We start from the raw sequence: 24,953 nt of genomic DNA on the forward strand, positions 1-24,953 counted from the left end.
CCTCAGCGCATCTTCGGGTCGAGGGCGTTGCGGACGGCCTCACCGAGCATGATGAACGCCAGCACCGTGATGCTGAGCATGATCGACGGGTAGAGCATGATGTACTGCGCGACCCGGATCTGGTTGCCGCCGTCCGAGATGTCGTTGCCCCAGGACACGCCGTTGAGGCCGAGGCCCAGGAAGGACAGCGTGGCCTCGGCGCCGATGTAGACGCCGAGCGAGATCGTCGCGACGACGATCACCGGGGCCACCGCGTTGGGCAGCACGTGGCGGAAGAGGATGCGGGAGGTCCCGGCGCCGAGCGCCTTGGCCGCCTGCACGTAGTCCGCCTGCTTGATGGTGATCACCGAACCGCGCATCACACGCGCCGTCTGCGTCCAGCCGAGGAAGGCCAGGGCGCCGATGACGACCCAGATGGTGCGGTCGGTGAAGGAGTTCAGCATGACCATCGCGCCGAGCAGGAACGGGATGCCGAAGAACATGTCCGTCACCCGGGACAGCACGGCGTCGAGCCAGCCGCCGAAGTAACCGGAGAGCATGCCTATCAGGCCGCCGAACAGGGTCACGACCAGGGTGGTGCCGGCGCCGACGAGCAGCGAGGCGCGCGTGCCGTGGATGGCGCGGGCGTACACGCTGCGGCCCTGGCCGTCGTAGCCCAGCCAGTCGGCGGAGAAGAAGTGGCCGTAGTTCGGGTGCTGCAGGTAGTGCGTCAGGTCCTTGTCGTTGGGATCGGCGTTGGTGAACAGGCCGGGGAAGGCCGCCATGACGATCAGGAGCACGATCAGCACCGCGGAGACGACGAACACCCAGTTGCCGCGCAGGTCCTGCCAGGCGTCGCCCCACATGCTGCGGGTCTTCTCCGGCTTGGCGGCGGGCGCGTTCACGGCGGTGGCCACGACCGGGTCGTCCGCGGTCTTGGTGGTCAGCTCAGGCATAACGGATCCTCGGGTCCAGGACCGCGTACAGCAGGTCGACGATCAGGCTCATGACGAGGTAGACGAGAACGAGGATCGTCACCAGGCCGACGAGCGTGGTTCCCTCACGGCGGACGATCGACTCGTAGATGGTGCCGCCGACGCCGTGGATGTTGAAGATGCCCTCGGTCACGATGGCGCCGCCCATCAGGGCGCCGATGTCGGTACCGAGGAAGGTGACCACCGGGATGAGCGAGTTGCGCATCAGGTGGACGCTGATGATCCGGCGCCGGGGCAGGCCCTTGGCCACCGCCGTGCGCAGGTAGTCGGCGCGCATGTTCTCGGCGACCGACGTACGCGTCAGGCGGGCCACGTAGGCGAGCGAGGCGCAGGCCAGCACCAGGGCCGGCATCAGCAGCTGCATGAAGTCGGTGTCGTCGACCACCGACGGCTCCAGCCAGCCCAGCTGGAAGGCGAAGACCGTCTGGAAGATGTAGCCGAGCACGAAGACCGGCACCGAGATCAGCAGCAGCGTCAGGAAGAGGACGGCCGTGTCGGCCGCCTTGCCCGCGCGCAGGCCGGCCACGACGCCGAGCAGGATGCCGAGGGTCGCCTCGATGAGGAAGGCCAGGCCGGCCAGGCGGAGCGTGACCGGGAAGGCCTCGCCCAGGATGTCGGTGACCGGGCGGCCGCTGGCGATCTGCGTGCCGAAGTCGAAGTGCAGAACGATGTTCTGCATGTAGTCCCAGTACTGGACCAGGACGGGCTTGTCGAGGCCGTACTCGTGCCGCAGCGATTCGAGCACCGCCGGGCTCGCGCCCTTGTCGCCGAAGAGCCCCCGCACGGGGTCGCCGGGCAGGGCGTAGACCATCAGGAAAATCAGCAGGGTCGTCCCGATGAACACCGGGATCATCTGGAGCAGTCGTCGTGCGACATAGCGCCCCATGGTGCCTCCATGTCGGTTACAGCGGCAGGCCCTTTTCACCGCACGCGTACGGCTCCCCTGCGGGTCTTCCGTACGTACGCGGTGAAAAGGGCCCCCCGGCCTTCACGGCCGCCACCGTGCCGCACCCTGTGCGGGTGCGGCACGGCTCACGCTGTCGTCAGCGGTTACTTCTTGACCTCAACGCCGGTCAGGATCGGGTCGCCGTCCTGGGCGTACTTCACGCCGGAGACCTTCTCCGAGTAGCCCGCGTTGACCTTGTAGTACCAGAGCGGGATGCTCGGCATGTACTTCGGCAGTTCCTTCTCGAGCTGCTGGTAGAGCTTCTCCGACTCCTCCAGCGTCTTCGCCGAGTCCGCCTTGGCGATCAGGTCGTCGATCTCCTTGCTGGAGAAGCCGCCCTGGTTGCCGTCCGACTTGGTGCCGAACAGGTCACGGATGAAGTTGGCGTTGAAGGGGTAGTCGAGCACCCAGCCGGAGCGGTAGAGCGACTTGACTTCCTTGTTGTCGCGGGCGTTGAGGTCCGCCTGGAAGTCGGCCTTGGAGTCGCCGACGCACTCCACGCCCGTGGCCTTGGTGATGGAGCCGCAGACCGCCTCCACCCACTCCTTGTGACCGCCGTCCGCGTTGTACTGGATGGAGATCTTGTTGCCCGGGACGCCGCCGCCCTCCTTGATGAGCTGCTTGGCCTTGGCCGGGTCGTACTTGGTGACGTCGCCGGCCGCGTTCTCCTGGTAGCCCAGGACGCCCTTGGCGACCCAGCCGGTGGCGGGCTCACGGGTGCCCTGGAGCACCGTCTTGGTGATGGTGTCGCGGTCGATCGCCATGGACAGACCCTGGATGACCTTCGGGTCGACGTCCTTCCACTGCTTGGTGTAGTAGGCGACGGCGATGCTCTGGATCGAGGAGTACGACTGGTCCACCGCGCGGTCGCCGAGGTCGGCCTTGTAGACCGGCAGGTCACGCGGGGCGACCTGGCGCATCACGTCGAGGTTGCCGGACTTCAGGTCCTGGTAGGCCGTCTCGAGCTTGGAGTAGTTCTTGAAGATCACTCCGCCGTTCTTGGCCTTGTTCGGACCCTGGTAGTCGTCGTAGCGCTCGACCTCGATCTGCTTCTTGTGCTGCCAGCTGACGAACTTGTAGGGGCCGTTGCCGACCGGCTTCTCGCCCGCGGCCTTCGGGTCCTTGTAGAAGGACTCCGGCAGCGGCGAGAAGACCTCGTAACCGAGCTTGTAGACGAAGTAGGGCAGCGCCTTGCTCAGCTCGATGGTGAAGGTGGTGTCGTCGACGACCTTCAGACCGGACAGCTCGGTGGCCTTGGGCTTGCCCTTGGCCGGGGCGACCTCGTCGTAGCCCTTGATGTCGGAGAACCAGAAGCTGTTGGTCTGCTTGTTCTCCGGGTTGGCGGCCCAGTTCCAGGCCTTGACGTAGGACTCGGCGGTCACCGGGGTGCCGTCGTGGAACTTCCAGCCCGACTTCAGCTTGACCGTGAAGGTCTTGTTGTCCTCGGAGTCGACCGACTGGGCGTTCATCATGACGATTTCGCCGTCGGAGTTGTAGTCGACCAGGCCGGTGAACAGCGCCTTGGTGACGATGCTGCCGTTGGACTCCATGGTGTTGGCCGGCTGCAGCGGGTTCTGCGGCTCACCGACCTCGACCGAGAACTTCCCGTTCGGGTCGGCGGCGGCCTTGCCCCCGTCGCTGTCACTGCCACCACAGGCGGTCGCGCTCAGCGCCACAACCGCGGCTATCGCGACCCACTTGGCGCTCTTGGCACCGCGCATGGGTTCCTCCTCATGAGTCCATTGGTTCACCGCAAGAGAGGACACAGGACATTCCACCGTCATTCAGGACGGAGAAGCTGCCGGTGTCCCCTGCGCTCGTGAGTCGGCGCCGCCTGCAGCGCGGGACCCCTCGATCCGAGCTCTACGCGCCTAACTATCTGCCATGGGCAAGGGCGCGACCACACTCACAAGGTCTCGGTTCGATCACACCTGCCACCTACTTCTTCCAAAACCCGGACAAAGGGTTTGCAGAAAGATCCCTGCGAAACGGACTTGTTACACATCTATCGGTCGCAGGTGTCCGCATTCCGGACGTTCGGGAGAAGAAAACGGGTTGCGGGGACCGCGTCCGGGTGCCCCGGTCCGCCGTGCCGGCGGAAGGGACGCCCCGTCACGCGTCCGGCGGGACCCGTGACGGCCCGTTCCGCGGACCTCGCGGCGGACCGTCCCCGCGGGCCCCCCGGCGGACCGCCCGGCAGCCGGCCGGGCACGTCCGCGCGCCGGGCCCGGAACGGGCCGCGCGCCCGCGCGGGGCTCACGCGGACAGCAAGGTAGTGGCAACACGGCCGCTTCGCGGGGTCCGGTCGGCCATCAAAGGGTTTTCCCTATCCTTTGCGCCCGCCGTACGGGACCGCCCCGGCCCGGGAGGCGGCCGCCTCCCGGGCGGCCGGGGTGTCCGGAGCACCCGACGTACGCGGAACGCCCGGAGAGCCCGGGGCACATCGAGCGCACGGAACGACCGGAGCGCCCGTCCGGGGCATGCGTCCAGGACGCCGGCCCGGGGAGCCCTCGCCGCCCCTGCGCGCCGGGAACGCCCTCCTCCCGGCCCGAAGGCGTCCCCGCCGAACCCGCGCCCGAAGCGGTCCCGGACGCCCGAAACGGGCGTGGGGCACCCCGCGGCGGCGAAACCGCGGAGTGCCCCACGCCGTGCCGGTGAGGCGGCCCGGACGGACCGCCTCACCGGCCGGGACCGGCCGGATCAGCCGTGCTTGGCGCGGCTCGCGGCGCGGGCGCGCTCGCGGGCGTCCAGGTTCACCTTGCGGATGCGCACGGCCTCCGGGGTCACCTCGACGCACTCGTCGTCGCGGCAGAACTCCAGCGACTGCTCCAGGGAGAGCTTGCGCGGGGGCACGATCGACTCGGCCACGTCGGCGGTCGAGGACCGCATGTTCGTGAGCTTCTTCTCCTTGGTGATGTTCACGTCCATGTCGTCGGAGCGCGAGTTCTCACCGACGATCATGCCCTCGTACACCTCGGTGCCGGGCTCGACGAAGAGCACGCCGCGCTCCTGGAGGTTCGTCATGGCGAACGCCGTGACCGTGCCGGAGCGGTCGGCGACCAGCGAGCCGTTGTTGCGGGTCGTCAGCGTGCCGAACCAGGGCTCGTGGCCCTCGTGGATGGAGTGGGCGATGCCCGTGCCGCGGGTGCTGGTCAGGAACTCCGTACGGAAGCCGATCAGACCGCGCGAGGGGACGACGAACTCCATGCGGACCCAGCCGGAGCCGTGGTTGGACATGTTGTCCATGCGGCCCTTGCGGACACCCATGAGCTGCGTGACCGCGCCCATGTGCTCCTCGGGCACGTCGATGGTCATGCGCTCGACCGGCTCGTGGACCTTGCCGTCGATCTCCTTGGTGACCACCTGCGGCTTGCCGATGGTCAGCTCGAAGCCCTCGCGGCGCATCTGCTCGACCAGGATGGCGAGCGCGAGCTCACCGCGGCCCTGCACCTCCCAGGCGTCGGGGCGCTCGGTGTCCAGCACCCGGAGGCTGACGTTACCGATCAGCTCGCGGTCCAGGCGGTCCTTGACCTGGCGGGCGGTGACCTTGCGGTCCTTGACCGCCGCCTTGTTGTCGGCGCCCTTGCCGGTGCCGCCGCGGCCGACCAGCGGGGAGGTGTTGGTACCGATGACCATGGAGATCGCGGGCTCGTCGACCGTGATCAGCGGCAGCGCGACCGGGTTCTCCGGGTCGGCCAGGGTCTCGCCGATCATGATGTCGGGGATGCCGGCGACGGCGCAGATGTCACCCGGGCCGGCCTTCTCCGCGGGCTTGCGCGTGAGGGCCTCGGTCATCAGCAGCTCGCTGATGCGGACGTTGCTGACGGACCCGTCGCGCTTCATCCACGCGACCGTCTGGCCCTTCTTCAGCTCGCCCTGCTGCACGCGCAGCAGCGCGATGCGGCCGAGGAAGTTGTCGGCGTCCAGGTTGGTGACGTGGGCCTGGAGCGGGGCGTCCTCGTCGTAGGTCGGGGCCGGGATGTGCTCCAGGATCGTGGAGAAGAACGGCTCCAGGTTGGTGGAGTCGGAGGGGACGGTGCCGTCCTCCGGCTTGGTGAGGGACGCCACGCCGTCACGGCCGCAGGCGTAGACGATCGGGAACTCGATCTGGTCCTCGTCGGCGTCCAGGTCGAGGAAGAGGTCGTAGGTCTCGTTGACGACCTCGTCGATCCGGGCGTCCGGGCGGTCCGTCTTGTTGATGCACAGGATGACGGGCAGCCGGGCCTGCAGCGCCTTGCGCAGCACGAACCGGGTCTGCGGCAGCGGGCCCTCGGAGGCGTCGACGAGCAGTACGACACCGTCGACCATCGACAGGCCGCGCTCGACCTCGCCGCCGAAGTCGGCGTGGCCGGGGGTGTCGATGATGTTGATCGTGATGGGCTCCCCGCCGTCCTTGGGGTGATACTTCACCGCCGTGTTCTTGGCGAGGATCGTGATGCCCTTCTCACGCTCCAGGTCGTTCGAGTCCATCATGCGGTCGTCGACCGAGTCGAGCTGGTGCGCGGCGAAGGCGCCGGCCTGCTTGAGCATGGCGTCGACGATGGTCGTCTTGCCGTGGTCGACGTGGGCGACGATGGCGACGTTGCGGATGTCGTGGCGCGTGGCCATAGTGCGGCGTATCTCCCGGGGTGTGAGGACTGCCTCGCGGACGTCTGCGTCCCGCGGGCCCTGCCGGGCTGGACGTGCCACGGCCTCACCCCATGGTACGTGTCCTTCGCAGGTACGGCGGAGCGAGGGGCCGCGGGCCCCGGGGGGCGGCGGGGGCGCGGGCGCCGTCCCTGGTCCCGGACGCGCCCGGGACCAGGCGGGAAGCGGCTCTCGGGAACGCGCTGCGCATCTGGGTCCGGACCCCGGCCGGGCAAGGGGAGGGACCGCCCGGGCACACCCGGGACCGGAGACCGCGCCCACCTCCGGCCGGGCAAGGGGGAGGGGCCGCCCGGGCGCACCCGGGACCGAAGACCGCCTCCCTCCCTCGGCCGGGCAAGGGAAGGGGCCGCCCGGGCGCACCCGGGGACCGGAGATCACCCCCGGCCGCGCCGGGCCCTGGATGTGCAGGCCGTGTCCACCGGGACCGGTGCCGGCGTCGCCGGCCGCCGTCCCTTGTTCCCCCGCCGGGCCCGGGCCGTCCCGGGTCCGTGCCGGGGGACGCCCGCCGTCCGCCCCGTCACGCCCCGGGCGACGTCCTCCCCTTCTTCAGGAAGCCCAGGTCCTCGTAGACCGGCGTCTGGAAGCCGAAGGCGCCCGCGTTGGCCAGGTCGGTGCGGGCGGCCGTCAGCTGGGGGCGCTGGTAGAGGGGGACGGAGCCCGCACAGGCCCAGATGCGGGCGTCGGCCTTGCGCATCAGGTCGCGCGCCTGGTCCTCGTCCAGCTCGCCGACGGCCTGGTCGAAGAGCTGGTCGACCTCGTCGGTGCCGACCCGGGTGTAGTTCTGCTCGACGTTCAGCGAGCCGTCGGCGGCCGGCACCGGCTTGGCGTAGATCGGCCGGGCGTCGGTCGCCGGGAAGGCGGACGCGGGCCACGAGTAGAGCGCCAGGTCGTACGCGCCGGAGGCGATGTGGTCCTTGAAGAAGGAGGCGTCGTCGACCTCGGAGATCTCCGTACGGATGCCGATACGTTTCAGCATCCCCGCGATCCGGTCGCCGGCCGTCCGCAGCGACTCCGAGCCGGGCCCGGAGGGCAGCACGAACCGCAGCACCAGCGGCTTGCCGTCCTTGGCCAGCGGCCGGGCGCCGGCACCCGCCGGGGCCGCGGTGCCCCGGGGCGCGTAGGCACCCGGCGCCCCGCCCAGCCGCTGCTTGCCCTCCTGGGCCAGGTGCCGGTCCGCCCCCCGCGCCTCCGGCCCCTGTCCGTCCCGGTCGCCGTGGTACCGCCGGGCGGACGCGTCCGTGTCCAGCGCCTCGGCCTGGTCGCGCAGCGCCGCCCGCTGGGGCGCGGCGGCCGGCGCGGGCGCGAGCAGGGCGGCGGCGCTGTCACCGGGCTTGCCGTCGCCCCCGTACGCCCCCTCCCCGTACGCCGCCTCCCCGTCCGCCCCGCTCCCGCTCTCACTCCCGCCCTCGCCGACGATGTGCGCGCCGTCGTCCCCGGAGCCGTCCGCCTCCCCCGGCCCGCTCCCCTGTCCGTCCTTCCTCCCGTCCCCGCCGCCGGCCGCCTGTCCCGCCCGCTTCTCCCCCGCCGCGCCGTCCGGCACCCACCCGGCGTCCGCCAGCAGCGCCCGCGCCTGCGCGGTGTCCTCGCCGCCGAGCGCCCCGCTGCCGTCCGCGTACACGTGCTGCCCGGCGAGGGCCAGGTGGCTGTCCACCGGCACGGCGGGCAGCCCGAGCGGCTTCAGCACCGACTCGGCGAGGGCCCCGCGGTCGAGCGCGCGCGCCACGGCCCGGCGCACCCGCTCGTCGGCGAGCGGCCCGCGCGACCCGTTGAGCGCGAGCTGCGTGTACGAGGGGTCGAGGGACTTGCGGACCTCGTAGCCGCGCAGCGCCGCCTGCTGCTTCGCGTACGCGGCGGCCTCCGCGCGCGCGGTGGTCTCCTCGGCCGCCGCCTCCTCGTCGGTGCCGTGCGCGACCGCCCACGAGCGCAGCGCCGCGCCGGGGCCCGCCGCGCCGCCGGGACCGTGCGCGAGGGGACCGGAAGCTCCCTCGGCGCGGCCCGCGAGGGTGATCCGGCGGGCCTCGGCGGGGTCGACGTCGGCCAGGTCGAGGCGGCCGGCGGCCAGCGCCTCGGCCCGCTTCCCGCGCGGAACCGCGCGCAGCACCAGCTCCGAGAGCTTCGCGGGACGCCCCCACCAGCGGGGTTCGCGGCCGAGGCGCACGTCCCCCGAGGCGCGGTCGACCCTCTCGACCGTGAACGGCCCCGCGGTGGCCGCGAGCGCGTCGCGCGCCCCGTCGTTGAAGGCGTCGGGGCTGCCCATGACCTGCTTCGGGTACAGCGGCGTGAAGAGCGAGCGCCAGTCCGCGTACGGCTTGGCGAAGGTGACGCGGACCTCCAGGTCGCTCGCGCCGCGCTCGATCTTCTGGATGCGGTCGTACCCGGCGTTGCGGGCGGTCCAGTAGGCGGTGTCCCTGCCCGACAGGGCGCGCCACTGGGCGGCGAAGTCGGCGGCGCCGATCTCCCGGCCGTCGCTCCACACGGCCTGCTGGTTGAGCTTGTACAGGACGACCTGCTTGGGCTCGCGCTCCACGACCTTCGCGGACTCCAGGAAGTCGGGGTTGCGGCGCGGCCGCCCCGCCTCGTCGACGCGGTACAGCGAGGGCAGCACGGCGCCGGCGATCCGCGAGGTGGTGGCGTCGGCGTCCGCCTGGAAGGCGTTGAGGGTCTGCGGGACGGCGTCCACGGCCCAGTGCAGGGTGCCGCCGTCGGCGACGGCGTCGCGCTCCGTGGGCGCGATGTCCCGGCTCGCGGTGGGCCGCCCGCCCTCCTCCTCGGAACTGCACGCGGACAGGGCGGACACCGCGAGCACGCCCGCCGTGAGGAACGCGACCGCACGCACCACCGCGCGCGGCCCGACGCCGTCGTGGGACATCACTGCTACCTCCGGGGCTCGCCGGGCCGCTCCCGCGCGGCGGGCGAGTGCCGCGACCGGTCACGTTCGGCGGTATATGGAGCTGATCACATCTACGGCCCACTGAAGGGGAGGGTCCCCGCGCGGCCGCGGCGACACGGCGGCGCGCGGGGCGAAGGTCACCCGTGCGGCGCAACGGCCGCCGTCCGGCGCTCAGCCCGCCCGCGCCCCGGTGCCACGGGCCTTTGCGCGGACACCGCACCCTGCGCGCGACGCCACGGCCCCGTGCGCCGCCGCGGTCCGTACGCGCCGCCGCGGTCCGTACGCGACGCCGCGGACTTCTCGTGGCGCCCGCGCCGTGGCGGGCGCGGGGGGCGGGCGGGGCACGAGGGGCGTGCGCCCGGCGCACGGTGGGCGGCGGGATCCGGCAATCCCTGCACATCCCTTCCCACGGCCAGGTGTGACGCGCAACACTCGCAGGCGCATGAACGTTGCCGCCCAGGACCGCCGGGTCCCCGGAAGTGAGGGCAAGTCATGTCTCTGCACGACGACTTGACGTCCGTCCAGCGCAGCCTCGACGACCTGCTCCGCTGCGTGGGGCGTCTGGAGCAGCAGCTCGGCGGCGGGCTGGAGATGCGCCGGGTGCGCACCGACGCGGACCACCTGCGCGAGAGCGTCGCGCTGCTGCGCGAGGCCGCGCCGGGCTCGCGCCCCGCACCCCCGGCCGCCGGACAGGCGGGCCCCGCGGCGCCCCGGCGGGCCGACCTCGTCCCAATCCCCGACACCCCGTACGACAGCTCGCTGTGGACGGACTCGGACGACGAGGGGCTCGGCGCCCACCACCGGCACGCCCCCTGACCCCTACCGGAGCTCTCCTTGGCCACTGGTACGGAACCCCATCCTCCGCGCGGCGGCGTACGCACCGGTACGCGCGCCGCGATCGCCGCCCCGCACCTGCGGACCGACCGCTGGTGGCTGACGCCCGCCGCCACCGCCGCCGGACTGCTGGCCTTCGTCGTGTACTCGACCTGGCGGGCGTTCGCGAACACCGACTACTACGCCGCCCCGTACGTCTCGCCGTTCTACTCGCCGTGCCTGGCGGAGAACTGCGCGCCGATGCGGGGCGGCCCCAACTGGGAGGTCTTCGGCGCCTGGTGGGGCCTGTCCCCCGCGCTGCTGATCCTCATCTTCCCGCTCGGCTTCCGGCTGACCTGCTACTACTACCGCAAGGCCTACTACCGCGGCTTCTGGGCGAGCCCGCCGGCCTGCGCGGTGGCCGAGCCGCACGCGAAGTACACCGGCGAGACCCGCTTCCCGCTGGTCCTGCAGAACGTCCACCGGTACTTCTTCTACGCCGCCCTCCTCGTCGCCGGGATCCTCACCTACGACACCGTGCTGGCCTTCCGCGACGAGACCTACGCCTGGGGCCACATGGGCCTCGGCACCCTCGTCTTCCTGGTCAACATCGTGCTGATCTGGGCGTACACGCTCTCCTGCCACTCGTGCCGGCACATCGTCGGCGGCCGGCTGCGGCACTTCTCCCGGCACCCCGTGCGCTACCGGATGTGGGGCCTGGTCAGCAGGCTGAACGGCCGCCACGCGCTGCTCGCCTGGGCGTCCCTGGTGAGCGTGGCGCTCGCCGACTTCTACGTGTACCTGCTCGCGACGGGCGCCTTCGACGATCCGAGGTTGTTCTGATGGCTCAAGTGGAGCGGCAGCAGTGGGACGTCGTCGTGGTGGGCGCGGGGGGCGCCGGGCTGCGGGCCGCGATCGAGGCCCGCGAACGCGGCGCCCGGACGGCCGTGGTCTGCAAGTCGCTGTTCGGCAAGGCGCACACGGTGATGGCCGAGGGCGGCATCGCGGCGGCGATGGGCAACGTCAACGCGGGGGACGGCTGGCGGGTGCACTTCCGCGACACGATGCGCGGCGGCAAGTTCCTCAACCAGTGGCGGATGGCCGAGCTGCACGCGCAGGAGGCCCCCGACCGGGTGTGGGAGCTGGAGACCTGGGGCGCCCTGTTCGACCGCACGAAGGACGGGCGGATCTCGCAGCGCAACTTCGGCGGCCACGAGTACCCGCGCCTCGCGCACGTCGGCGACCGCACCGGCCTGGAGCTGATCCGCACCCTCCAGCAGAAGGTCGTCGCGCTCCAGCAGGAGGACCACCGGGAGACCGGCGACCACGAGTCCCGGCTCAAGGTGTTCCAGGAGTGCACGGTCACCCGGATCCTCAAGGACGGCGGCCGGGTATCAGGGGTGTTCGCGTACGAGCGCGAGACCGGCCGCTTCTTCGTGCTGGAGGCCCCGGCCGTGGTCGTCGCCACCGGCGGTATCGGCAAGTCCTTCAAGGTGACGTCGAACTCCTGGGAGTACACCGGCGACGGGCACGCGCTGGCGCTGCTGGCGGGCGCGCCGCTGCTGAACATGGAGTTCGTGCAGTTCCATCCCACGGGCATGGTCTGGCCGCCGTCGGTGAAGGGCATCCTCGTCACCGAGTCGGTGCGCGGGGACGGCGGGGTGCTGCGCAACTCCGAGGGCAAGCGGTTCATGTTCGACTACATCCCCGACGTCTTCAAGGAGAAGTACGCCGAGTCGGAGGACGAGGGCGACCGCTGGTACGAGGACCCGGACCGCAACCGGCGCCCGCCCGAGCTGCTCCCCCGCGACGAGGTCGCCCGCGCCATCAACGCCGAGGTCAAGGCGGGCCGCGGCTCCCCGCACGGCGGGGTGTTCCTGGACGTGTCGACGCGGATGCCCGCCGAGGTGATCCGGCGCCGGCTGCCGTCGATGTACCACCAGTTCAAGGAGCTGGCGGACGTCGACATCACGGCCGAGGCGATGGAGGTCGGCCCGACCTGCCACTACGTGATGGGCGGCATCGCGGTCGACTCCGACACCGCGGCGGCCCGCGGGGTGCCGGGCCTGTACGCGGCCGGCGAGGTGGCCGGCGGCATGCACGGCTCGAACCGGCTGGGCGGCAACTCCCTGTCCGACCTGCTGGTCTTCGGCCGCCGCGCCGGACTGTACGCCGCCGCGTACGCGGCGGGCCTCACCGCCCGGCCCGTGGCGGACGACGCGCAGGTGGACGCGGCGGCGGCCGAGGCGCTGCGGCCCTTCTCCGCCGAGGGGCAGGAGCCCGGCCGCGCGGACGGACGCCCGCCGGAGAACCCGTACACCCTGCACCAGGAGCTCCAGCAGACGATGAACGACCTGGTCGGCATCATCCGCCGGCAGCCGGAGATGGAGAAGGCCCTGGAGAAGCTCGCGGACCTGCGCGTACGGGCGCGCCGTGCGGGCGTCGAGGGGCACCGGCAGTTCAACCCCGGCTGGCACCTCGCGCTCGACCTGCGCAACATGCTGCTGGTCAGCGAGTGCGTGGCGCGGGCCGCCCTGGAGCGCACCGAGTCGCGCGGCGGCCACACCCGCGAGGACCACCCGGCGATGGACCGCGCCTGGCGCCGCGTGAACCTGCTGTGCCGGCTCGCGGACCCCACCGGCGGCCTCGCGGCGACCGACCCCGTACGCGGCCAGATCGACCTGGAGCGCGAGAACACCGAACCCGTCCGCCCCGACCTGCTCGCCCTGTTCGAGAAGGAGGAGCTGGTCAAGTACCTCGCCGAAGAGGAGCTCTACGAGTGAGCAGCTATCAGGCCCGTTTCGAGGTGTGGCGCGGGGACGCCGGGGGCGGCGGCCTGGAGGACTTCGAGGTCGAGGTGAACGACGGGGAGGTCGTCCTCGACATCGTCCACCGCATCCAGGCGACGCAGGCACCGGACCTGGCCGTCCGCTGGAACTGCAAGGCGGGCAAGTGCGGTTCCTGCTCGGCGGAGGTCAACGGGCGGCCGCGGCTGATGTGCATGACCCGCATGTCCGTCTTCGGCCGCGAGGAGACGGTCACGGTGACGCCGCTGCGCGCCTTCCCCGTGGTCCGCGACCTGGTGACGGACGTCGGCTTCAACTACGCGAAGGCGCGCGAGGTGCCCGCCTTCGTGCCTCCCCCCGGCCTCGGGCCCGGCGAGTACCGCATGATGCAGGAGGACGTGGACCGCCCGCAGGAGTTCCGCAAGTGCATCGAGTGCTTCCTGTGCCAGGACACCTGCCACGTGGTGCGCGACCACGAGGAGAACAAGCCGGCCTTCGCGGGCCCGCGCTTCCTGATGCGCGTGGCGGAGCTCGACATGCACCCCCTGGACGCCGCGGAGGAGGGCGGCCTGGACCGCAAGCGGACCGCCCAGGACGAGCACGGCCTCGGCTACTGCAACATCACCAAGTGCTGCACGGAGGTCTGCCCGGAGGGCATCCGCATCACCGACAACGCGCTGATCCCGCTGAAGGAGCGCGCGGCCGACCGCAAGTACGACCCTCTGGTGTGGCTGGGCTCGAAGATCAGGAGGCGGCCGTCGCCGTAGGCCCCGGGGCGTCCCCGCGGGCATCGGGGCCTCTCCGCAGGCCGTGAGGGGGCGGGGCGCCGAGCCGGGCGAGATACGGGGCGCCGAGCCGGACGGGATGCGGTGAGCGGTTCTGTCCGTACTTCGGTAGCGATGCCGGGTGTACGGCCATACGCTCCCTCTGTGAGTCGATCCCCCGGACGGGGCCGCCCGCGCGCCCCCTCGCCCCGCACAGGCCTGCGCGCGCGGGTGGTGCAGGGCGTGCTCGGCGGGCTGGTGGGCGCGGCCTGGCTGGCGCTGCCCTGGGTCACGGCGGGCGCCGGGAACCCGGGAGCCGCCGCCGGGACGGGGCGGGCGCCCGTCCTCCCCGCGGCCGAGGGTCCCGCCGGGGCCGACGGCGGCGAGCCGGGCACGGCCGACCTCCTCCCGCCCTTCGTCACGGCGGGCGGCGCGGGTGTGCTGGCGTCGTACGCGTGCGTACGGCGCAGAAGGCGGGCCCGGACGCGGACGGTGCCGGACGGCGCGGCGGCCGGGCGTCCGCCGCGCGACGGGCCGTGCGGCGGGCCGTACGCCGGCGGGGACGCGGGCGATCGCCTCGGGACCGGACCGGCCGCGGGCCGGCGCGGGCACCGCTGACCCCTGCCGGCCGCCGCGGGGCGTCCGCGCCGTGCCCAACCGTCCGCGCCGTGCCCGCCGGCTCAGAACAGGCTGAGCAGTGCCTCCGCCGGGTCCGCGAGGGGCGTGTCGTCGCCGGGCAGCGGGAGCTCGAACCACACCGTCTTGCCGTGCGGCGTGCGGCGGGAGCCCCAGGCCGCGCTGAGCAGCCCCACGAGCTGGAGACCTCGTCCGCCCTCGTCGGTGTCGCGGGCGCGCCGCCTGCGCGGCTGGACCAGGCCCGCGTCCCAGACCTCGCACACCATCGTGCGGTCGAGCAGCAGCCGGAGCCGGATCTCGCCCTCGCCGTACCGCAGGGCGTTGGTCACCAGCTCGCTGACCAGCAGCTCGGCGGTGTCGACGAGCGGTTCGAGGTCCCAGGCCAGGAGCTGGGACCGGGCGTACTCGCGGGCGCGGCCCACACTGCGCGGCTCGCGCGGCAGCGTCCAGTCGCCGACGGACTCGGCGGGCAGTCCCTGTACACGTGCCATCAGGAGGGCGATGTCGTCCTCGCCGTGGTGGGTGTCGAGGGTGTTGAGGACGGTGTCGCAGACGTCCTCCAGGGGACGGGCGGGGTCCCTGAGCGCCCCGATGAACGCCTGGAGCCCCTCGTCCAGCGGATGGTCGCGGGACTCCACCAGGCCGTCCGTGTAGAGCGCCAGGAGCGAGCCCTCCGGCAGCTCGACCTCGACCTCCTCGAACGGCTCGCCGCCGACGCCGAGCGGCATCCCGGGCGGTACGTCCAGCATCAGCGCGCTCTCGCCGGGCTCGACGAGGACCGGCGGGAGGTGGCCGGCGTTGGCGAAGGTGCACCGCCGGGTCACCGAGTCGTAGACCGCGTACACGCAGGTCGCTAGGTAGACCTCGGAGAGGTCGGCGTCGCGGGACTGGCGGGCGGTGCGGGTGGCCTGCTGGACGCCTCCCGGGGTGCCGAGCCCGCGCGCGATCTCGTCCAGGGCGGAGAGGACCTCGGCCGGCTCCAGGTCGAGCAGGGCCAGGGTGCGCACGGCCGTGCGGAGCTCGCCCATCGCGACGGCGGCGCGCAGGCCGCGGCCCATGACGTCGCCGACGACCAGGGCGGTGCGGTGGCCGGGGAGGGCGATGACGTCGAACCAGTCGCCGCCGACCTCGGTGGCCGCGTTGCCGGGCAGGTAGCGGCAGGCGATGTCCAGGCCGGACGCCTCCGGGTCGCCCGGCGGCAGCAGGGAGCGCTGCAGGATCAGCGCGCGCTCGTGCTCGCGCCGGTACAGCCGGGCGTTGTCGATGCAGACGGCGGCGCGCGCGGCGAGCTCGGCCGCGAGGGCGCGGTCGCGCTCCCCGAAGGGCTCGCTGCCCTTCGTACGGGAGAACTGCACGAGGCCGACGACGGTGTCGTGGGCGACCATCGGGACGGCCAGCGTGGACTGGATCAGGCCGCCGTCCCCGGCGGGGACGGTGCGGGAGCGGGCGGTGCGCAGGGCGTCCGCGTACGGCGAGTTGAACGGGTAGTGGTGGACGGCGCCGAGGTCCACGGGCGCGGGCGCGCCCTGGAAGGGGGCGTCGGCGACGGCGCTGGCGTGGGCGACGCGGCGCAGCTCGGCGCTGCCGTCCGCGAGGCCGGGCGGGGCCTCGTCGCCGGAGAGCAGCCCCTGGTAGAGATCGACGGTGGCGAAGTCGCAGAAGCCGGGGACGACCACGTCGAGGAGTTCCCGCGCGGTGGTCTCCAGGTCGAGGGTGGTGCCGATGCGGGCGCCCGCCTCGTTGAGGAGGGCGAGGTTGCGGCGGGCGTGGGCCGCCTCCCTGGCCGCGGCGCGGCGGCGGGTGATGTCGGTGCCGAGCCAGGCGACGCCGATGGGGCGGCCCGAACCGCTGTGGACGCGGTAGAGGTTGACGGACCAGTGGCGCTTCTCGTTCGATCCCGGCACCGACCCGGTGACCAGCATCTCCGTGACGGACTCGCCGGTCCTCAGCACGCGGCGCAGGGTCGCGACGACGCGCTCGGCCTCGCTGGACGTCAGGTAGTCGTGGACCGTGCGGCCGCGGTGGTCGTCGACGCTGCCGCCGAAGACGGAGGCGAACCGCTGGTTGGCGCGGCGCACCCGCAGATCGGTGTCGATCAGTACGAAGCCGAACGGGGATTGGCCGAAAATGGCCTGCGAGGCGGCGAGATCGGTCTCGATGCCGCGCAGCGTGCGCACGTCGACGACGATGCAGACCGCGGCCCGCTCGCCCTCCTCCGTCCGCGTCGGCATCACGTAGACCTCGGCGAGCCCCTCCTGACACGTGCCGGGCGGCCGGCCGCCCTCGGGCGCGGGCAGCCGGAAGGGCACGACGCCGGTCCACTCGCGGCCGTCGAGGATCTCGGCCATCTTGCGCTGGCCGCGCTCGCGCCGGTCGGGCGTGACGAACGCCTGGATCGGGTCGCGGCCCAGCACCTGCTCCGCGGGGATGCCGAAGAGCTGCTCGGCGCGCAGACTCCACTGGTCGACGAGGCCGTCGGGGCCGATCGAGAAGGAGGCGACCCTGATGTAGTCGTAGATCGAGCCGGGCGGGCTGCTCTGCCACACCGCGCCGCCCGACGTGTCCGACGCGTCCGCCGCGGGCTCGCCCGTACCGCTCACCGCGCGGCCCGCCGGGTCCTCGGACTCCGTGGCCTTCGCTGGTATCTCGCTCACGCGAACCGTCCCCTCCAGCTCACCGCGTCCGGCACCGGTCACCGGGGGCGGCTGCCCGCAGTATCCAGCACTACGGTGCCGCACAACACGGTGTTCACGATCACAGGACGATCCCGATGCTTTTCGGTCCGTCCGTGGCGACACTCTCAGTCTTCTAACCAGGCGGCACGCGGTCGAACCACGATCTTGCATCCCGGTCGGCGGCCGGAATCGTGCGAATCGCCGGAGAGTGACCCCCGGCGCACACTCCGCCCGGCCCGTCAGGCACCGTGCGCCCGGTCGGGCACGGCGAGTTCGAACCACACCGTCTTACCTGTCTCCTTGGGGCGGGCGCCCCAGGCGCGCGACGAGCACGCCACCAGATGCAGTCCCCGCCCGCTCTCGTCCTCCGGTCTCACGGGGCGTGCGCGCGGCAGGTCGGGCAGCGGGTCCGACACCTCGACGCGGAGGGCGTCGAGCGGACCGCCCGGACGGACGAGGCAGACGACCACGGGTCCGTAAGCATGCCGCAGCGCATTGGTCATCACCTCACTGACCAGCAGCTCGGCCATGTCGTCCAGCGCTTCGAGACCCCACTCGCGCAGCCTGCCGCGGACGAGCGAGCGGGCGGTGCGCACCGCCCGCGGGTCCGCCGGAAAGGTCCACTCGGCACGGTCGCCTTCCGTGTCGATCAAGTCGATCATCCCCAGCCCTGCACATATGCGGTTTCGTGCCGGTAAAGGGCCCATACCCGATATCTCGGGCGGAGTACCGCGCACGAAGGCGCACTGTCGTACAGGCGGCGTACGCCGCACACGCCTTTCCCGCCCCGTGCGCCCCCCTGGCCCCTGCTGCATCGGTACGTCGGGGCGCGGGCGGCCCGCCGCCGGTCGCCGAGAGTGAGCGCCGCCCCTGGTGGAGCGGCCCTCCGCTCGCCGCACCCCGCGCGGGCACGAGGACGGACACAGGTGCGGGGACGGCCCCGGGCGAGGGGGCGGCCACAGGCTCGGGTGCGTGCGCCCGGGGGCGCTCGGACGGACGGCCCGCGGGAATCCGGACACTCCCGGACGAACGGTCCACGGGGACCGGGGCGCGCCCAGGCGGACGGCTCGCGGGAACCCGGACTCACCCGGGCGGACGGTCCGCGGGAATCCGGGCGCACCCGGTCGAGCGGTCGAAGGGAATCCAGCCGCGCCCGGACGGACGGGCCGCGGGAATCCGGGCGCGCTCAGGCGGACGGCGCGTGGCCGTCCGGTCCGTCCCCCCATGCCGTCCGTACGACCTCCTTGACCGCCGGCACGTCCTGATCCAGCCAGTCCACGTCCCACACCTCGTGCGGCGCGAGCCAGCGCAGCGCGTCGTGGTCCTGCAGGGGCCGCGGCACACCGGTGATCAGCCGCGCCGTCCACACGTGCAGCACGTACGGCGGCCTCAGCGGCCACTCCCCCGGCACCCGCCGGACGGCCTCCGTCCCGACGCCGAGCTCCTCGCGCAGCTCGCGCACCAGTGCCCGGTCGGGGGTCTCGCCCGGCTCGACCTTGCCGCCCGGCAGCTCCCAGCGCCCGGCGAGGTCCACGGGCGCGCTGCGGCGCGCCGCGAGCAGCCGGCCGCCGTCGAGCAGGGCGGCTCCGACCACCACGATCCGTTCGGTCATACGCAGGAGCGTACGAGAGCGGCGCGGGCGGCACGCCCGGGGTGCTGCCCGCGGGCGCGTGTCCCGCGCGTTCCGCTCGTCCCGCGGGGGCCGCGCCGGCCGTGCGACGGCTGCGGGTGCGTACCCGGCAGGAGCCGCACCGTCCGCGCGGCACACGCGACCCGCGCGCTCCGTGCGAGCCGCCCGGACCGCCGCGCGAAGGACGCCGCGGCGACGCTGTCAGCCCGAGCCGTTCTGCGCGACGCGCTCGATCCAATAGAGCTGCTTGTGGCCGCGACTGTCGAGGCTGTCCGCGATCCGCTGGGCCTCCGCCCTGGTCGCGTACCGGCCCACGCGGTAGCGGTTGCCGTTGTCGTCCTGGCGTATGACAAGCCAGGGAAGTGTGATCGTGCCGTCGTTCATCGCGCCCCTCCACCCCCCGCTCCCGGCCCGCGCTGTACCCCGCACCCTCGGGAAACCGCAATCCGCATATGCCTGAGCCTACGCCCAACCTTCACTCACCGAATACGAATTTTTACGAAGCGGCACGCAACTGGCCAAGACACGGGGGGCGCATCGCCGCGATGCGCCCCCCGTGCGACCACACGACCTTCATCGAACACACGAGCGAGCAGAGCAGGACAGGCCAGAAGTCGGCCGGAATCGATCGGTGGCCGGAAAGGGGATGCGCGGGCGGGAAGGGGACGCCGGGACCGGAAGGGGACACGGGGGCGGGAAGGGGTACGCAGGGGGCGAAGGGAACCGCCGCGTACGGCTACTTCACCGAGAGGTGGTAGGCGACCCGGTACCGGTCCGCCGGGACGACCACGTCGGCCGTCTCCACCGGGCGCCCGGACGCGTAGAACGTCCGCTGGATCACGAGCACCGCGTGACCGGGCACGCCGCCCAGGGCGAGCAGCTCCTCGGCGAGGCCGGGGCGGGCGCCGACCTCCTCCGTCACGTTGTCCACGACCACGTCGATGGCGGCCATGCGCTCGACCACGCCCATGCCGCCGAGCGGCCCCTCCTCGGGCAGCATCACCGGCGTACGGCCCGTGAGGGCGAGCGGCTCCCAGGACGTGGAGAGCATCATCGGCTCGCCCGCGTCCCGGTAGAGGTACCTCGTGCGCATCACCCGGTCGCCCGGCCGGACGGCGAGGCGCTCGGCGATCTCGGCGCTCGCCTCGCCCTGCTCGCTGCGCGACTCCCAGGTGCCGCGGGCGGCGATGTCGGCCTGCTCCTGGCGGAAGGGCGTCGAGCCGCTGTCCGGCCGGTACCCGGAGCGGGCGATGCGGCGCGGCTCCGGGCGCTCGCGCACGTACGTGCCGGACCCGGAGCGGCCCTCGACGAGCCCCTCGGCCATCAGCACCTTGCGCGCCTCCAGGGCGACGGTGTCCGAGACGCCGTACTCCTCGCGGATGCGGGCCTGTGACGGGAGCCGGGTGTGCGGCGGCAGCGAACCGTCGACGATCTTCCTTCGAAGATCACCCGCCACGCGCAGATACGCAGGCTGCTCACCGAATGACACGGGCCGCTCCCCCATCAGCTTGTACAGACGGCAACAGCGTGGCAACTGACGGTTGGACCGAGCAAGCAAAGGCCACAGAATCACCCGATGTGATGACGTAGGGCCGATGATGCCTTTACGCAGGGACGTTCTCCCGTTATAAGCGGCGTCACACCTCCTTGCCGGTGTCCTCGCCGCTGCCGCCGGGGCTCTCGCCCGTCCCGCCCGGGCCGTCGCCGTACGCCGGGGGCGTGGCGGCGAGCCCGAGGGCCTTGCGTGCCGTGACCGCCGAGTCGGCGTCGAGGAACCGCATGCCCTCGTCGTAGTGCTCGTAGAAGGCGTCGGCGTCCGGGGCGCCGGCGGCCGCCTCCCACTTCTTCCGGGCCGCGTCCAGGTCCTCCAGCCGCGCGTCGACCGGCCCGTCCGCGTCTGCGGACCAGTCGTGCGCGCGCAGCATCTCCGCCTGCCGGGTCAGGGCCGTGGAGACGTCGCCGGCCCACTCCTGGTGCCCCGCGAGGTCGTCCTCGGCGTAGGCCTCCGCGGGCGCCGACTCCAGCGCCTCGTCGAGGATGTGCTCCGCCCGCAGATAGGTGAGCTGGTCAGCCGTCAGGTCCGCGTCGTCCCGGCGCAGCGAGCCGGTCAGGGTGCCCTTCTCGTCCACGTTGCCGAACAGGCAGGTGACCTCCCGGTCGCCGAAGCGCCAGCTGTCCCGCGTCGGCGTGAGGTAGTAGACGTCGACGTCGGAGGGCACCGTCCAGGAGTCCATCACGTACGCGTGGCGGAGCGGGTAGCACTTGCCGTCGGCGGCCTCCGTGACCTCGTCGTCCCCGGGGTAGGCGCCCGCCGGCAGGGTGAAGGTCGCGAACACCTCGCCGTCGTGCTCGCCGGCGCACGGCACCTCGTCGATGTCGTACGCCATGCCCTCCAGGCCGCCGGGCGTGACGAAGCAGTCGCCCGCGTCGAGGGAGTGGGCGGAGCCGCCGCGCGCCCCCTCCTCGACGCCCTCCCAGAAGGCCCGCGCCACGCCGGTGACCAGCGCGAGCGCGAGGAGGACGGTGCCGACGCCGGACAGGACCATGCCGGCGATCGCCATGCCCTTGCCGCGCTCGCCCCGCTTGCGGATCTGCACGAGCGCGGCGATGCCGAAGGCGAGGCCGAACAGCGGCAGGCAGCACAGGGCGCCCAGCACGAGCGCGGTGATCGCGAGCCCGTTGACGGGGGCGGGGCGGTTGTAGGGGGAGTAGCCCTGGCCCCAGGACTGGTAGGGGTACGCGGCGTACGGCCCCGGTCCCGGCACTGGTCCCGGTCCCGGCCCGGGCACCTGCGGAAACCCGCCCGGCGGCACCGGCCCGCCCGGATACCCGGCCGGAGGGCCGTACGGTCCCTGCGGCGGGCCGGGCGGAGCGTACGGCCCCTGGGTGTGGTCCGGCCCGGAGGGCTGAGGCTGGTCCGGCCCTGGGGGCTGGGGTCTGTCCACGGGTGGGGTGCTCCTCGTCCGGACGCTTCGGCGCATCCGTACAGAACTGATGTACGACAGGCGCATGGTATGCGCCGGGCCGAGGGGACGGAGCGCGCAGGGGGACATGCAGGGGACGGAACGCGCGGAGAGACACGCAGAGGGCGGAGCGCGCCGGGAGACACGCAGGGGACGCGGTACGCGAGGGAGTACGCGGGACGGGACGCGCTGGCGCGCGGGGAAGGCGGACGCGCGGGAGTCGAGGGGCGCGCGGGGATGGCGAGCGCACCGGGACACGGGCGCGAGGGGGAGGCAGGTGCACGGGGGAGGCAGGTGCACGGGGACACGGGCGCACGGAGGACGCGGACGCGCGGGAGATCGCGGGCGCACGGGGGACACAGACGCGTGCCGCCCGCCGCGAGGGGCCCGTCCACTCCTGCGACCTTGCCTTTTGACACTCTGTCAGCGCACGGCGCCTCTACGCTGCGCATATGACACCTCTGCCGGATTGCTTCTGCCCCGCGGACGGCACGCGCGTCCCGACGGATTCGTTCGCCTGGTGCTGCCCCGTCTGCCGGGGACCTCTCGACCTCGACTTCGCGCCGACCCCCGCACCGCTGAAATCCCTGGCGGGACGGGTGAACTCGTTGTGGAGGTACGCGGAGACGCTGCCGCTGTCCGCCCCCTCGGTGAGCCTCGGCGAGGGCCGTACGCCGCTCGTCCCGCTCAAGGACGGCCTGTCGGCCAAGCTCGACTTCCTGCTGCCGACGCTCTCCTTCAAGGACCGCGGGGCCGTCCTGCTCGCGGAACTGGCGCTGCGGCTGGGGCCCCGCCGGGTGATCGCCGACAGCAGCGGCAACGCGGGGACGGCGATCGCCGCGTACTGCGCGCGGGCCGGACTCCCCTGCACGGTTTTCGTCCCGGAGGGCACGTCGCCGAAGAAGCTGGAGCAGATCACCGCCCACGGGGCCCGCGTCGAGGTGGTCCCGGGCGGCCGGGAGGCGGCGGCCGGGGCGGCCCGGGCGGCGGCGGAGGAGACCGGCACGTTCTACGCCAGCCACGTCTTCAACCCCTACTTCCTGCACGGCACGAAGACGTACGTGCACGAGCTCTGGGAGGACCTCGGCGGACGGCTGCCCGAGGTCGTCGTGGTGCCCGTCGGCAACGGCACGCTGCTGCTGGGCGCCTCCCTCGCGGTGTCGGAGCTGCACACGGCCGGTCTCATCGACCGGCGCCCCGCGCTGTACGCGGTGCAGGCCGCGGCGGTCGCGCCGCTGGCGCACGCCTGGGACGAGGGCGCCGCCGACCTGGTCGGGGACACCCCGGCGGCGGCCACCCTCGCGGAGGGCATCGCGATCCCGCACCCGCCCCGGGCCCGGCAGATCCTGCGGGCGGTGCGCGACTCCGGCGGCGGCTTCCTGACAGTCACCGAGGACCAGATCGTCCACGCCCAGCGCGACCTGGCGTCCCAGGGGCTGTACGTCGAGACGACGGGAGCGGCCTGCTGGGCGGCCGTACGGGACGGCGCGCTCGGGGAGCGCACGGCCGTGGTCCCGCTGTGCGGCGCGGGCGCGAAGACGGGCACGGCGAGACCGTAGAGGCGGCGGCCCCGCCGGGTCCCCTCCGGACCGCCCTCGCCCCGGACGGGCCGGCCTCCGCCGCGCAAGCGATCCGGTCCCGCCGCCGCTGCCGCTGCGGAAGCGGGCCGGTCCCGTCGCGGATGACCCGGCGCCGCTCTGCGGTAGCGGTCCCGTACGGAGGCCGCCGGGCACGACCGGAGGCGCGCGCACGACGGACGGGGCCGTCCGGCAAGGGACGGCCCCGTCCGTCGTGCGCCGCGGCGGTCCGCCGCGTCACACGTTGAAGCGGAACTCCACCACGTCCCCGTCGCGCATGACGTAGTCCTTGCCCTCCATCCGGGCCTTGCCCTTGGCGCGGGCCTCGGCGACCGAGCCGGCCTCGACCAGGTCGTCGAAGGAGATGACCTCCGCCTTGATGAAGCCCTTCTGGAAGTCGGTGTGGATCACACCGGCGGCCTCGGGGGCGGTGGCGCCCTTCTTGATCGTCCAGGCGCGGGACTCCTTCGGGCCCGCCGTCAGGTACGTCTGCAGGCCCAGCGTGTCGAAGCCGACGCGGGCCAGCGTGGCCAGGCCCGGCTCCTCCGCGCCGACCGACTGCAGCAGCTCCAGCGCGTCCTCCTCGTCCAGCTCGGCGAGGTCGGCCTCCAGCTTGGCGTTGAGGAAGATCGCCTCGGCCGGGGCGACCAGCGCGCGCTGCCGCGCCTTGAACTCCTCGTCCGTCAGCTCGTCCTCGTCCACGTTGAAGACGTACAGGAACGGCTTCGTGGTCAGCAGGTGCAGGTCGTGCAGCAGCTCGGCCTTCTCCGAGCCCTGGACGATGCCGGCCGAGAAGAGGGTGTCGCCCTTCTCCAGGATGGCCTTCGCCGTCTCCACGGCGGCCACCTTCGGCGCCACGTCCTTCTTGATCCGCGACTCCTTCTGGAGGCGGGGCAGCACCTTCTCGATGGTCTGCAGGTCCGCGAGGATCAGCTCGGTGTTGATCGTCTCGATGTCGTCCTTGGGCGAGACCTTGCCGTCGACGTGCACGACGTTCTCGTCCTGGAAGGCGCGGATGACCTGGCAGATCGCGTCGGACTCGCGGATGTTCGCGAGGAACTTGTTGCCCAGGCCCTCGCCCTCGGAGGCGCCGCGCACGATGCCCGCGATGTCGACGAAGTCCACGGTCGCCGGGAGCACCCGCTGCGAGGAGAAGATCTCCGCCAGCTTGTCCAGACGGGCGTCGGGGACACCGACCACGCCGACGTTCGGCTCGATCGTGGCGAACGGGTAGTTGGCCGCCAGCACGTCGTTCTTGGTCAGGGCGTTGAACAGGGTCGACTTGCCGACATTGGGCAGACCGACGATTCCGATCGTGAGCGACACGTTGCGACTTCCCGTACGTGAGGATGGGGACTGGGCTGCGAGGGCCCGGGTCCTTCGTGAGCGATGCGCGGGCCGATCCACCAGTCTACGGCGTGCGCCCCTCTCACTCCGGCGGCGTATCGAACGCATGGCCAAGGTCGGTCAAAGGGCGTGTCAGGTAAGCAGCTCCCCACATGATCCGACCTAAGTTGGTGCGGTGGAGCAACACAGGACGCGTCCCCCTCAGCCCCGGCCGCGACGTGACACGCCTCTCCCCCCGCAGGCCGGGCGGGGTGGAGCCCGATCCGCCCGGCAGGGCGGGCCGTCCGCCCCGCGCGGCGGGCCCT

General features: G+C 72.7%; 18 protein-coding genes. 6 read left to right on the forward strand and 12 right to left on the reverse strand.

The features are described 5' to 3' along the window. Positions 1–2: 2 nt before the first annotated feature. The 5 genes from IE271_RS04505 to IE271_RS04525 all read right to left on the reverse strand — a co-directional run bounded on the left by IE271_RS04505 (position 3) and on the right by IE271_RS04525 (position 9,436). Positions 3–935: an ABC transporter permease gene (locus IE271_RS04505; RefSeq protein WP_190188827.1), complete on the reverse strand. Its 933-nt coding sequence runs from the start codon at positions 933–935 to the stop codon at positions 3–5. Then, positions 928–1,860, reverse strand: a complete 933-nt coding sequence (locus tag IE271_RS04510; RefSeq protein ID WP_190188828.1) for an ABC transporter permease — start codon at positions 1,858–1,860, stop codon at positions 928–930. The genes IE271_RS04505 and IE271_RS04510 overlap by 8 nt, the downstream gene beginning before the upstream one ends. A 164-nt stretch (positions 1,861–2,024) precedes the next feature. Then, positions 2,025–3,641: a peptide ABC transporter substrate-binding protein gene (locus IE271_RS04515; protein ID WP_190188829.1), complete on the reverse strand. Its 1,617-nt coding sequence runs from the start codon at positions 3,639–3,641 to the stop codon at positions 2,025–2,027. A gap of 979 nt (positions 3,642–4,620) precedes the next feature. Then, entirely contained in the window at positions 4,621–6,528 is a 1,908-nt protein-coding gene (typA, locus tag IE271_RS04520) for a translational GTPase TypA (protein WP_190188830.1), read from the reverse strand. Between the two features lie 556 nt (positions 6,529–7,084). Continuing rightward, positions 7,085–9,436 carry an ABC transporter family substrate-binding protein gene (locus IE271_RS04525; protein WP_190188831.1) on the reverse strand — a complete coding sequence of 784 codons (2,352 nt, stop codon included), beginning with the start codon at positions 9,434–9,436 and terminating at the stop codon, positions 7,085–7,087. A 513-nt stretch (positions 9,437–9,949) separates the two neighbouring features. Between IE271_RS04525 and IE271_RS04530 the strand changes: the two genes are divergently transcribed. From IE271_RS04530 to IE271_RS04550, 5 genes are all read left to right on the forward strand, one after another. Continuing rightward, positions 9,950–10,273 (forward strand): Rv0250c family protein, encoded by a 324-nt coding sequence (locus IE271_RS04530; protein WP_190188832.1) that lies wholly within the window; start codon positions 9,950–9,952, stop codon positions 10,271–10,273. Positions 10,274–10,291: 18 nt separating this feature from the next. Next, complete coding sequence (gene sdhC / locus IE271_RS04535) at positions 10,292–11,113, forward strand: succinate dehydrogenase subunit SdhC (protein ID WP_190188833.1); 822 nt, start codon at positions 10,292–10,294, stop codon at positions 11,111–11,113. After that, on the forward strand, positions 11,113–13,053 hold the full coding sequence (locus tag IE271_RS04540) for a fumarate reductase/succinate dehydrogenase flavoprotein subunit (RefSeq protein WP_190188834.1): 1,941 nt from the start codon (positions 11,113–11,115) through the stop codon (positions 13,051–13,053). The genes sdhC and IE271_RS04540 overlap by 1 nt, the downstream gene beginning before the upstream one ends. Then, positions 13,050–13,823, forward strand: coding sequence for a succinate dehydrogenase/fumarate reductase iron-sulfur subunit (locus IE271_RS04545; protein WP_190188835.1), 774 nt, complete (start codon positions 13,050–13,052; stop codon positions 13,821–13,823). Before IE271_RS04540 ends, IE271_RS04545 begins: the two co-directional genes overlap by 4 nt. A 162-nt stretch (positions 13,824–13,985) precedes the next feature. Continuing rightward, a complete protein-coding gene (locus tag IE271_RS04550) occupies positions 13,986–14,438 on the forward strand; it encodes a hypothetical protein (RefSeq protein WP_190188836.1) in 453 nt (150 codons plus the stop codon). Between the two features lie 62 nt (positions 14,439–14,500). Here IE271_RS04550 and IE271_RS04555 read toward each other — a convergent pair whose 3' ends face one another. From IE271_RS04555 to IE271_RS04580, 6 genes are all read right to left on the reverse strand, one after another. Further along, the gene (locus IE271_RS04555) at positions 14,501–17,110 is read right to left on the reverse strand and encodes a SpoIIE family protein phosphatase (protein WP_229919113.1); all 2,610 of its coding nucleotides are present in this window, start codon (positions 17,108–17,110) and stop codon (positions 14,501–14,503) included. A gap of 260 nt (positions 17,111–17,370) precedes the next feature. After that, complete coding sequence (locus IE271_RS04560) at positions 17,371–17,793, reverse strand: ATP-binding protein (protein ID WP_190188838.1); 423 nt, start codon at positions 17,791–17,793, stop codon at positions 17,371–17,373. A gap of 524 nt (positions 17,794–18,317) precedes the next feature. Further along, on the reverse strand, positions 18,318–18,743 hold the full coding sequence (locus IE271_RS04565) for a (deoxy)nucleoside triphosphate pyrophosphohydrolase (protein ID WP_190188839.1): 426 nt from the start codon (positions 18,741–18,743) through the stop codon (positions 18,318–18,320). A gap of 219 nt (positions 18,744–18,962) precedes the next feature. Beyond that, positions 18,963–19,145 carry an SPOR domain-containing protein gene (locus IE271_RS04570; protein ID WP_190188840.1) on the reverse strand — a complete coding sequence of 61 codons (183 nt, stop codon included), beginning with the start codon at positions 19,143–19,145 and terminating at the stop codon, positions 18,963–18,965. 352 nt (positions 19,146–19,497) lie between these two features. Beyond that, positions 19,498–20,250 carry a GntR family transcriptional regulator gene (locus IE271_RS04575; RefSeq protein ID WP_190188841.1) on the reverse strand — a complete coding sequence of 251 codons (753 nt, stop codon included), beginning with the start codon at positions 20,248–20,250 and terminating at the stop codon, positions 19,498–19,500. A gap of 148 nt (positions 20,251–20,398) precedes the next feature. Further along, on the reverse strand, positions 20,399–21,706 hold the full coding sequence (locus tag IE271_RS04580; RefSeq protein WP_373308707.1) for a DUF4190 domain-containing protein: 1,308 nt from the start codon (positions 21,704–21,706) through the stop codon (positions 20,399–20,401). 470 nt (positions 21,707–22,176) lie between these two features. On the opposite strand from IE271_RS04580, the gene IE271_RS04585 reads away from it, so the two are divergent. After that, positions 22,177–23,283 carry a threonine synthase gene (locus tag IE271_RS04585; RefSeq protein ID WP_190188843.1) on the forward strand — a complete coding sequence of 369 codons (1,107 nt, stop codon included), beginning with the start codon at positions 22,177–22,179 and terminating at the stop codon, positions 23,281–23,283. Between the two features lie 255 nt (positions 23,284–23,538). On the opposite strand, the gene ychF is transcribed toward IE271_RS04585, so the two are convergent. Next, positions 23,539–24,627, reverse strand: coding sequence for a redox-regulated ATPase YchF (gene ychF / locus IE271_RS04590; protein WP_190188844.1), 1,089 nt, complete (start codon positions 24,625–24,627; stop codon positions 23,539–23,541). Positions 24,628–24,953 lie beyond the last annotated feature (326 nt).

This window comes from Streptomyces minutiscleroticus (assembly GCF_014650875.1).
GTDB classification, from domain to species: domain Bacteria; phylum Actinomycetota; class Actinomycetes; order Streptomycetales; family Streptomycetaceae; genus Streptomyces; species Streptomyces minutiscleroticus.

What these genes read in the sequence shown, in the direction of transcription:
- IE271_RS04505 (WP_190188827.1), bottom strand. Translation starts at nt 935, where the DNA reads ATGCCTGAGCTGACCACCAAGACCGCGGACGACCCGGTCGTGGCCACC.
- IE271_RS04570 (WP_190188840.1), bottom strand. Translation starts at nt 19,145, where the DNA reads ATGAACGACGGCACGATCACACTTCCCTGGCTTGTCATACGCCAGGAC.
- IE271_RS04585 (WP_190188843.1), top strand. Translation starts at nt 22,177, where the DNA reads ATGACACCTCTGCCGGATTGCTTCTGCCCCGCGGACGGCACGCGCGTC.
- IE271_RS04560 (WP_190188838.1), bottom strand. Translation starts at nt 17,793, where the DNA reads ATGATCGACTTGATCGACACGGAAGGCGACCGTGCCGAGTGGACCTTT.
- typA (WP_190188830.1), bottom strand. Translation starts at nt 6,528, where the DNA reads ATGGCCACGCGCCACGACATCCGCAACGTCGCCATCGTCGCCCACGTC.
- IE271_RS04515 (WP_190188829.1), bottom strand. Translation starts at nt 3,641, where the DNA reads ATGCGCGGTGCCAAGAGCGCCAAGTGGGTCGCGATAGCCGCGGTTGTG.
- IE271_RS04530 (WP_190188832.1), top strand. Translation starts at nt 9,950, where the DNA reads ATGTCTCTGCACGACGACTTGACGTCCGTCCAGCGCAGCCTCGACGAC.
- IE271_RS04565 (WP_190188839.1), bottom strand. Translation starts at nt 18,743, where the DNA reads ATGACCGAACGGATCGTGGTGGTCGGAGCCGCCCTGCTCGACGGCGGC.
- IE271_RS04525 (WP_190188831.1), bottom strand. Translation starts at nt 9,436, where the DNA reads ATGTCCCACGACGGCGTCGGGCCGCGCGCGGTGGTGCGTGCGGTCGCG.
- IE271_RS04510 (WP_190188828.1), bottom strand. Translation starts at nt 1,860, where the DNA reads ATGGGGCGCTATGTCGCACGACGACTGCTCCAGATGATCCCGGTGTTC.
- IE271_RS04540 (WP_190188834.1), top strand. Translation starts at nt 11,113, where the DNA reads ATGGCTCAAGTGGAGCGGCAGCAGTGGGACGTCGTCGTGGTGGGCGCG.